This is a genomic window from Pseudovibrio sp. WM33 (assembly GCF_001623165.1).
Lineage (GTDB): Bacteria > Pseudomonadota > Alphaproteobacteria > Rhizobiales > Stappiaceae > Pseudovibrio.
The window spans coordinates 1-9,155 of record NZ_LMCK01000026.1 but is presented as its reverse complement, the minus strand read 5'-3'; the positions used below and the strand labels follow the sequence as shown (position 1 = coordinate 9,155).

Genomic DNA, 9,155 nt, shown 5'->3' with positions numbered 1-9,155 from the left:
TCACTATAGAGCCTGCGCCTTAGGGGAGCAGGCGGTCCATACCATTACCGGCCATTCGAGCAGTTCTATCAAGAGTTGAGGCAGTTTTCGTAGAAGGTGTAATTTAGATGAGGCATCGACATAAACGGTGCCTCATCTGTTATCTTTCTTACCCGCCAAATCCACGCCCTGATCTGGATCCGAAACCACCACGAGACGCGATGGAGGTTCTGGTCTGAACTTTGGGTGGCTTTGGGAGTTTTGCCGTCGCTTTTTTAGGAATACGAGCTGAACGATTGCTCGACGACATGTCGAGAAGGTATCCGCCGCTGGTGTAAAAATGGCGTCGATTACGATCTGGATAAACAGGGCGAACGCGATACTTCCAGTCAGACAAACCTTGCGCAGCATTAGCAATAAAGTATCCAGCCGCGATTGGAACAAAGTAGCTGCTATACGAGGTTCCAGTCCCATGTGCTGGAACACATGCATACCGTCCATGCTGATCTTCACAAAGGCGGTTGGTATTGTAGCGCGGTGCGGAGGCATTGTCTGCATCTTTGGCAACCTTGAAGGCTGCGGTGCATTCATTCACGCTATATTGCTCAGCAGAAACACACTGCTCCTGATCGACAAAAACTTGTCCGTCTGCCTTTTCCTCGAACTTATCACAAGCAGCAAGAGACACCCCAGCTGTTGCCATGACTACGAGTTTTAGAGGTCCTGAACGTTTCATCTGGTTTCCTCCAAGGCTCAATAGGTCATGCAAGCGGCATTCAAAAGTCCGACGCTAATAGAAACGCCACCAAGATGGATACCAATTGCGGTTTCACCCTTTTCAATTCGGCTAGAGACTTGCGGGTAGAACGCTCGGAATACCAAAAATGTGATGATTTGCAGGACACCTGCAACAACACCCCAAACAGCAAAATCAATCAGACCAACAGAGTTGGCAGCGGCGCTTGCGATAGGAATGGAAAAGCCAAGAACAGTGCCTGTGAGCGAGAGAGAGGCAGCACTATTATTTTCTTTGATAAGTGCCATTTCCTTATGAGGAGTGACAAACTTGTAGATCGCCACGAAAATCACAAGCATCACAACGGCGACAATAAAATAGGCTAGGAAAGGCAGTAAGCCAAATAAAGAATTTTGAAGTTCAGCCAAGATATTCTCCATAAAGATCAAATATGCAATTCGTGTTGTGAAAGACTACGCCCGAGCATAAAGGCCACACTGCGCTCGCTTGTGCCTTCCACCTCTTCCATGTTCACCAGCAACATCTCGTCTTTGCCGTCGCTTAGTTCTCGTGCGAACAACATGGCGCTTTGGAAAATTTTACGTCCAGATTTGCCAGAACGATCTTCACTCACGCTTTCCCAGTACTGCATGGGTTCTTCTGGCTGGTCAGAGCTGTCAAACCATGCTCGCTCAAACAACACATCGCCCCCTGAAGTGGAGAGTGAAAAGGTTTTTTGGCAGATAGAGCGGCGGATTTCGCGCCATTGGTGATCTGTGCTGGGGTACTGAACATCGTAGTAAGACCACAGCATAATCTCATCAACACGCTCATCGGTGACGCCATCCCCACCTTGAATTTGCAAGAGAAGGGTGTCGTCATCTGGATAGAAGCGGTGCAAGTGTGACTGTTCGCCAAGATCACAATGGCCTTGCGCAACGATTGAAAACGTCAGCTGTGGCACCTCGATCAAACTGTCCTGAGGCAGCAACTTGACGGAGATACTGTCAACAGTAACAGCCCGACCAATGGTAACGCCAAGCACTTCAGGTAATTCATTTTGTGCTTTTGATTTACGCCAGAACCGCAGCATCAAGCTTCTCCATTAAACGAGACCATGTCTCCGGCTCAAGACGCTGCTGAGCCACATAATAGACGGTGGTACCGCCCTTCAAATCACGTGGAAACGGCTTGAATGACACATCATCCGCTCCATTTTGACTCACAGCAAGCAAAACGGCATTAACCGAAAGAAATTGTTGCTCAACTTCAGCAGCCAGATATCCGCGTGCCCCTTCCAGAACACCAGAATAGATGGTGGCGTTGTGCGTTGCACTGCTCAATGCCATGATAACCCGGCTTGCGCCCGGATCCTGAGCAGCACGTACAAGCGTTTCTGTTGCACTCGAAACCACTGCTTCCACATGTGCTAGTTTGGTTGCACGGCGGGCTGTGTCTCGGTCACCGAAATAGGCGGCCACATGTACATTGCCGGAGAGCTCACGGATAGCAAGGCAGGTGTTAAACGTTTCCGCATCGCTCTCGGTGTAAACGATAATCTTTTCTGCATGCTCCACCGCAGCCCGTTTCAGTGTTTCCAGCGTATCGAGCCGGTCACCGCGTACATAACGAACCCCTTCAGGCACAGTGATATCGGCGGAGGTGGCAAGCAACACAATCTTCGTGTCGTTGTCTCTGCCTGCAATCAGGTCTGTAATCATGCGCTCGGTACGGTCCCTGTGATACCCGATGATGACTGTGGCACCCGTAAGGCTTTTGAAGTTACCTCTGCCATCGACCATACGTCTTATCCCTTGAACGAGAGAGCTGGTGAGCTTGCTCAACACAGCTGTGAAAATAAGCAGTGCACCGGGCACAAACCAGAGCGCCGAAATCAGCCGTCCAGCCTCTGTTGCCGGTGACAGATCACCGTAGCCGACGGTTGAGGCCGTGGTGGAGGCAAAGTACAGGAACACGACAGGGTCAGACACCAAATCTGTCTCACCCGCCCACACAAATAGCAGCCACGAGATCAGCAGGTACGCGCCTATGAGCGAGAACAGCACCCAAAGACGCAGCTCAACAAGGTGCTCATAGAACTTGGAATATATCCGCTGAATAACTGGCACTGATAAAACGTCCTGTCGCCTGTACACCATAGAACGGTCACTGAAGAAACTTGTGGCGAACTATTGAAATTAACCCCGTGAGTAATAGGTAATTATATTGACTTGGTGAATAGGGAAAAGCATTTATTTGCATTAAATAAGTGCATTCTCTGAGCCCACTCAAGACAGTCGGGTGGTAATCTACTAAAGACTCGCATCTTATAAAGCGCTTTGAACCCATACGGTTTTGAATTGGAGAATTTGTAATGGCTCAGTCGGTTAGCCAATGGACGGCCTCAAGTTTGCTGGAAGCGCTGAAGAGCGCAGCAGGCCTTTCAGAGGAAATGGAGTTTGTTGCTGCACCTGAAGCACAGGATGTTTTTGAAGTTCACATGAAGAGCATCGGCGATGTCGTCCTCTTTGTAGTTGTCAGCACTGCACAAATCACCACCACCACCGTGCTCTGGGATCGCGATGAGCTGGAAGATCCGGAAGCGTTTGAAGCGCTGATGCTGCGCTCTCACCGTACACTCATGCCGCTCAGCGCCCTCTCCATCGAGAAGATTGGCGACCGTGAGTATCATGAGCTGTTCGGCACCATGTCCTCCACCTCTCCGATTTCTGAGATCGTCGCGGAATTCAAAGTAATCGCAGAAAACGCAATCGAACTGGCCCGTGAACTCGGTCCAAAAGCCAGCGCATAATCAGGAGGCATCTATGAGCATCTGGGGCAAACTGTTTTCTGCGGTGAAGGGCCACGCCAACAACGCAGCTGAGAGCATTCAGGATTCCAACTTGATGGTAATTCTGGAACAGGAAATTCGCGAGGCGAAAGACGCCATCGCCCAGGCCAAGGACGAGCGCTCACGTATGACTGCCAACAGAGTGCTGAAAGAGCGCTCCGTTGCTGAGCTGGAAAGCGAAGTACAGCGCCGCACAGACGCCGCGCGCACGGCAAAATCAACCGGAGATGAAGCGCTGGCTGTCGAGATCATTGAGAGCATTCTCAAGCTGAAAGAAAAGTCGATCTCTGAACAGGATCTGGCGGATCAGTATAAATCCACCGAAGGGAAAATGGATGCTTCTATCCGTCAGTCTCAGGATCGTATTGAAAACCTGAACCGAAAGATCGAAAGCGCCAAAGCAACCGAAGCTTTGATCAAGGCTCAAAAAGCTTCCTCCACCAGCACAGTCGCCTCCAATGGCAAACTGGCAAGTGCGGTGGACAGTCTTGACCGCCTTGAACAACGTCAGGCCCATCAGCAGGCTATGCTGGAAGCTGCCGAGCAGGAAGCGCGGGTTGATAGCGGGGCAGACCTTGAAGAGAAGATCAAGCGCCTTGAGCGTCCGGGACAGGGCGACGTGCAAAAACTTCTTGAAGCCCTATAAGCATCTGAGCTGATCTATGAAACGAATATTGTTGCCTGAGCGCTCCGACTGGAAACAACAGGCAGAAGCGCTCGGCTTCAATTTTCACAGTATGTACGGCGAACCCTATTGGGATGAAAGCCGTGCATACCAGTTCACACTCAAACAGATCGAGGATGATCTGGAAGATGTGACCGAGGAGATTTACGGCCTGTGTCTCCAACTCGTCGACAAAGCGGTCCAAAGTGAGCAGATGATGCGCGCGCTACAGATTCCAGAGAAATACTGGGACTGGATCGCGCAATCATGGAAGAACTCCGAGCCAGCGCTCTACGGGCGGTTTGACTTTGTCTACGATGGTAACGGCCCTGCAAAGATGCTGGAGTTCAACGCCGACACTCCAACCTCTTTGTATGAGACCGGCTTCTTCCAGTGGAACTGGCTGGAAGACCAGCTCTCCCGCGGCGGGATCCCGCAGCAAGCCGATCAGTTTAACTCACTTCAGGACAAGCTGATCAGCCGTCTCTCACAGATTCTGGAAGCCGGAGACCACCTGCACCTGTCCTGCGTGAAGGATGCTATTGAAGACCGCGCAACCGTGCGCTACCTGCAAGATTGCGCCCGTCAGGCTGGCCTTCAGGACCACTTTGTCTTTATCGAAGATATTGGCGTGGATGAGGCGTTTCAGTTTGCCGATCAAGAAGAGTACGTGATTGAGAACCTCTTCAAGCTCTACCCCTACGAAGATATGTTCCGCGAGTCCTATGGACCTATCTTGCCCAAAACAAACATGCGCCTTATTGAACCACCTTGGAAGGCCATTCTGTCCAATAAGGCCATGCTCCCGCTGCTTTGGGGAATGTTCAAAGGCCACCCGAACCTATTACCATCCTATTTTGAGCAGGATGAAGACATGAGCGATCTCACCGACCGCTATGTACGAAAACCCATCTTTAGCCGAGAAGGGGCTAATGTCTCCATCATGGAGGGAGCGCAAGTCGCTGAGGAAGCACAAGGCCCATACGGTGTTGAGGGCTTCGTTCTGCAAGCTTATTGCCCAGTCCCGCAATATGGTGAGGATTTCACAGTGATAGGATCTTGGGTTATTGGAGATGAGCCAGCAGGAATAGGCATCCGTGAAGACAGCTCCAAGATCACAAAAGACTTGTCGCGCTTCGTCCCACACTACATTTGCGACTAACGCTTAATTGAGGCACCTTAACGTCTTCATGCTGTTTGCCTGCAGCGAACGACAGTTAGTCCGTATAGCGCTTGTCAACTCATGGGAACAGATGATCTACCATTACTTCAGCAGGAAGTTTGAGGAGATCGTCTTGAAGTTGAAATCAAACATTGGCTGCGACGGCTGAGGAACAGCACCAATGGCAGCTTATGGTCACGAGTTCTTCTTCAAGCAGTAATAGTCCTAAGGAAGATGGGCGTCGCTGAGTAGCTCTCAGCTTGCTAACTGGCGCGCTTTTGCAGCAGCTGTGTCACTACGCCTACCCTGGAGGCCCTCACCCGCACTGACCGGCGACTGCGACTGTCATTTCCCACCCACATCTACTGAGTAAGGTGCTGGCGAACGTGTCGTTTGTTGACGTGGTGTTGACGCCAACGCAAAAAGCCCCGAGCGGTTGGCTCAGGGCTTTTGTTATGTGTTTGATCTATTGATCATAATTTGGTTGCGGGGGTAAGATTTGAACTTACGACCTTCAGGTTATGAGCCTCTAATATAGCAAATTCTACTATAAGTTACTTTTCAATAAGTTAGCTCACAAGCGACTGATACCGCTTAGCAACTCTCATAAGACTTTAACGAACTATACGACATCAAACAGCGCTATGTACAGTTCAAACTGCGTACAGCGGTTGACGTGGTGTTGACGCAAGAACTTACGTTTCCTTCATCCCAACACTGGGACAGGACCTCAAGGTGATCAGGATACTCTTGAGACATTAACTCAGGTGCACCGAGTACCGTCTTAATCGTAAGCCTTTGCCAACTTTAATGCCCGCTTTTGACTATCACTGAGTTTTTCATCGTTCACTGCGCTCGACCAAGCGACTTTGAAGGCTTGATCGTTAGAACTTTGGCACCAGGACAATGCTACCGCGCCGAGCGCCGTCCAGCCGATGCCATCACACATCTGAGCCCATCTTTTCGCAGGGAAGGTTTCCAGTTTCTTCAGAAGGCTTAGATCTGTCTCGTCAATACGGATCTGGTTTTCTTCGCCGCCCTCGACGCCTGCAGATGCAATCCAGAGAGGTTCGCTGGCATGAAGGCCTTGCCATACATCTACTGGCGTGAGGCCTTCTCCCAAGTCGAATGCTCCCGGTTTTGGAGTGTCTTGATCAACCGCCAATTTCAACATCCCCTGATCCAGCCGAAGCGGAGCCACCACACCCTACAGCATCGCCCACTCGGCATACCGCGCGGCCATTGACGAACACAGATCCAGATCCTGCAGACATGGAACGAGGGTGAGGCGGACAGTTGCCGCAACCATGGGGGATAACGCCGTCACCCACGCGTACCACGGCAATAGCGTTTACAAACACATCGGGGCTTCCTGCAGAGGAAGGCGTGGGCGGAAAACACCCATGACCTGCGGCGATATCGCCTTTTCTATAGGCTGCTGGCATCGCAAATCCTTAATAAATTGATTTCAAAATAGATCGAGATAAATGATCTGCCTGACGGATTGGCTCAGGCAGGCGGTAATCCGGCGCGAAGTTCAAAGTTTCTTGAAGAGAGCGTTTCAAGCTAACTTTGTGCCCTACTGAAATATAAAGCGGCTTTACTTCATTTTGAGTAATCAGCTGTTCACCTAAAACCACTCCATGTTCTAAGATCGGAGAATGATCGCCTCTGTTTCCAGAAAACTTTGTGGTTGGAGTTGAGGCATTTTTGGCACAACCAATGACTGGAACATCGAAAACAACACCAAAGTGGCTGGCTGCCCCACATTTTCGAGCATGTAAAGTACCATTGCCATCATAAAAGAATAGATCAGGTTGCCTTGAAAGTTTGCCATAAGCTTCACTCACTAGCGGCATTTCGCGATAAGCAAGAAATTGAGGTACATACGGAAAATCTGGAATACCAATACTGTGAACCAACTCACATACTTCTCGCGTTTCTGCATCAAGAACGACAATGACAGCACAAGCATGCTTACCATCTCCACTATAGGAAACATCAACACCAGCAACTAAGTTTACCGTATTGACGCAATCTTCTAAGATAATACGCTCGGATAGCTTCTCTTGCTCATGTAAAAACAGCTCTAAACTTGGAGAGAGTGAAGACAAAGTTCTCTACCCTTCACTATACAATCTCGGGTCGTCAAATACTGTGCCATTCTTAATTTTCTCTTCGGCTTCAGCAAGAAGGTCGTAAATGGATTCTTTTCGGTAATTGTACATGTTTGTAAGAGGAGAGCTCTGCGATTCATTAATTTGCTGCTCTGTTGCAACTCTCTCGTAGCTCCAAATACCTCTTTCTTCGAGTAGCCTTTCAACAAGTAAACTACTCCATCTTTTTTCCGCTGAAACTAAGAGGCCATTTTCATCCCATTTAGCTAACAGACCAATGATTGTGTGCTTTCCAAGCTCCTGAATTTGTTCAACTTTTCCACTATTATAATACCATAACGTATACCCATCTTTTATCCCTTGGACAACAGACGCCTCTGAAATTAGCTTTCCATTGAGCTCTTCATAGAGCACACCAGTAAATGGCTTCTCGTCGTAAGTAACAAACTCTTTTTCATCTTCGTCATACCCACTAAAATCATAGGATATTCTTTTTATATACCCGTTCATGAGCCGCTATCCGCTTCCCTAAATTTTATGTCGTCAGATACATCATTAACACCCTTGGTTATTTGGGCGCAATCAGGACAGCGTATGATGGACTGACCCATTTTTTTACCTTTTAAGCGTTTATTGGATAAAAAGAGAGTGTTGAGAGTCGACTCATCAACTGTTAACCCTGCATTCTTTCGGGCATTCAGTGCTTGATTAAGTGCCCATATTTCGGAGTGGTGACCTGCGACCCCATTCTTTGGAACGTTAGTGTCTTCCCAGACCCCCTTAGTGTATTTGCCGCTTTTAACGCCTGCATTATATTCGTCAACTTTACTTCTCAATAAAGGATGAAGATTAGCTGTCAGTGTATCTTTTACTCGCTCAGTTGGCGGAATACTTCCGTTTATACCATGATACACCTGACCGGTTTCAGGATCTATTACGCTGAAAAGTACAGGCCCTCTTTTTTCATTTCCCAGCTTCTTTACAGTAGTCTCGAACACTTTGTTTTGTTTATCTTCCAGCTTCTTACGGTCTTTCTCCGAGAGATTCTTCTTTCTATCCTTAGGTTCATCTTCCTTTTTATCGTTGCCGTCCTCACCTTTTTTCTTCGCCATTCCTTCCGCAGGCTCATCCGGAATCTTGCGATTAGGTTCTAGCAGGGTTGTGCCGCCGTGGTTATCTTCCGGGTTACTGTATTTAGCAAGCAGGTCTTCTTCCACCCACTCTCGCTTCATAGACTTCGTCGACTCGGAACTACGGGCTTCCACACGGATTTTACCAGCAGAAGTACGGCTTACCGCAAACTTAACAGCACGCAGACCTTTGATAGCAGCTCCGCTAACTCCTGCTGATATGGCAAGCTCAGCTAACGCAAATGTACTATCGACGGATATGGTGGCTGCCGCATAAAACCATCCACAATCATAATATCTGGCTTTGATTTCATTCCAAATATTAGCAAAATACGCTTTCCATTTTTCAATTGCACTATCATTGTCTTCTCGGAAAAGTGCAGCCTGTCTCATTGTTTCAGCACTAAATTCTGAGGCTTTTTCTTGACTGCCGGCATTGAAAAAATTCAAAAAATTATGGATAAACGTTACGTCTAGGTGAGCCTCCCCCTTTGAAGTGGTCCACGCCTATAGTTA

The 9,155-nt window shown here is 48.7% G+C and carries 12 protein-coding genes; 3 read left to right on the top strand and 9 right to left on the bottom strand.

Translation table 11 applies throughout. The features are described 5' to 3' along the window. Window positions 1-148: 148 nt before the first annotated feature. From PsWM33_RS06925 to PsWM33_RS06910, 4 genes are read right to left on the bottom strand one after another with little or no spacing between them, the layout of a single operon-like run. On the bottom strand, window positions 149-715 hold the full coding sequence (locus tag PsWM33_RS06925; protein ID WP_082826907.1) for a DUF1190 domain-containing protein: 567 nt from the start codon (window positions 713-715) through the stop codon (window positions 149-151). A 17-nt stretch (window positions 716-732) separates the two neighbouring features. Continuing rightward, window positions 733-1,143: a DUF350 domain-containing protein gene (locus PsWM33_RS06920; RefSeq protein ID WP_208992044.1), complete on the bottom strand. Its 411-nt coding sequence runs from the start codon at window positions 1,141-1,143 to the stop codon at window positions 733-735. A 17-nt stretch (window positions 1,144-1,160) separates the two neighbouring features. After that, window positions 1,161-1,808, bottom strand: a complete 648-nt coding sequence (locus PsWM33_RS06915) for a DUF2491 family protein (RefSeq protein WP_063299676.1) — start codon at window positions 1,806-1,808, stop codon at window positions 1,161-1,163. After that, window positions 1,789-2,844, bottom strand: coding sequence for an ion channel (locus PsWM33_RS06910; RefSeq protein ID WP_063299675.1), 1,056 nt, complete (start codon window positions 2,842-2,844; stop codon window positions 1,789-1,791). The genes PsWM33_RS06915 and PsWM33_RS06910 overlap by 20 nt, the downstream gene beginning before the upstream one ends. Window positions 2,845-3,089: 245 nt before the next feature. Between PsWM33_RS06910 and PsWM33_RS06905 the strand changes: the two genes are divergently transcribed. The 3 genes from PsWM33_RS06905 to PsWM33_RS06895 are packed head-to-tail and all read left to right on the top strand — an operon-like array spanning window position 3,090 to window position 5,392. Beyond that, window positions 3,090-3,527, top strand: a complete 438-nt coding sequence (locus PsWM33_RS06905; RefSeq protein WP_082826906.1) for a DUF2170 family protein — start codon at window positions 3,090-3,092, stop codon at window positions 3,525-3,527. 13 nt (window positions 3,528-3,540) lie between these two features. Further along, a complete protein-coding gene (locus PsWM33_RS06900; RefSeq protein WP_063299674.1) occupies window positions 3,541-4,212 on the top strand; it encodes a PspA/IM30 family protein in 672 nt (223 codons plus the stop codon). 16 nt (window positions 4,213-4,228) lie between these two features. Beyond that, window positions 4,229-5,392: a glutathionylspermidine synthase family protein gene (locus PsWM33_RS06895; RefSeq protein ID WP_063299673.1), complete on the top strand. Its 1,164-nt coding sequence runs from the start codon at window positions 4,229-4,231 to the stop codon at window positions 5,390-5,392. Window positions 5,393-6,176: 784 nt separating this feature from the next. Here the strand turns inward: PsWM33_RS06895 and PsWM33_RS06890 are convergent. The 5 genes from PsWM33_RS06890 to PsWM33_RS27085 are packed head-to-tail and all read right to left on the bottom strand — an operon-like array spanning window position 6,177 to window position 9,089. Further along, window positions 6,177-6,557, bottom strand: a complete 381-nt coding sequence (locus tag PsWM33_RS06890) for a hypothetical protein (RefSeq protein WP_082826905.1) — start codon at window positions 6,555-6,557, stop codon at window positions 6,177-6,179. Further along, window positions 6,547-6,837 (bottom strand): PAAR domain-containing protein, encoded by a 291-nt coding sequence (locus tag PsWM33_RS26690; RefSeq protein WP_063288927.1) that lies wholly within the window; start codon window positions 6,835-6,837, stop codon window positions 6,547-6,549. Before PsWM33_RS26690 ends, PsWM33_RS06890 begins: the two co-directional genes overlap by 11 nt. Before the next feature lie 9 nt (window positions 6,838-6,846). Next, the gene (locus PsWM33_RS06885) at window positions 6,847-7,506 is read right to left on the bottom strand and encodes an endonuclease V (protein WP_063299671.1); all 660 of its coding nucleotides are present in this window, start codon (window positions 7,504-7,506) and stop codon (window positions 6,847-6,849) included. A 6-nt stretch (window positions 7,507-7,512) separates the two neighbouring features. Continuing rightward, entirely contained in the window at window positions 7,513-8,019 is a 507-nt protein-coding gene (locus PsWM33_RS06880; RefSeq protein ID WP_063299670.1) for a hypothetical protein, read from the bottom strand. Further along, complete coding sequence (locus PsWM33_RS27085; protein ID WP_153039904.1) at window positions 8,016-9,089, bottom strand: YwqJ-related putative deaminase; 1,074 nt, start codon at window positions 9,087-9,089, stop codon at window positions 8,016-8,018. The genes PsWM33_RS06880 and PsWM33_RS27085 overlap by 4 nt, the downstream gene beginning before the upstream one ends. Between the last annotated feature and the right edge of the window lie 66 nt (window positions 9,090-9,155).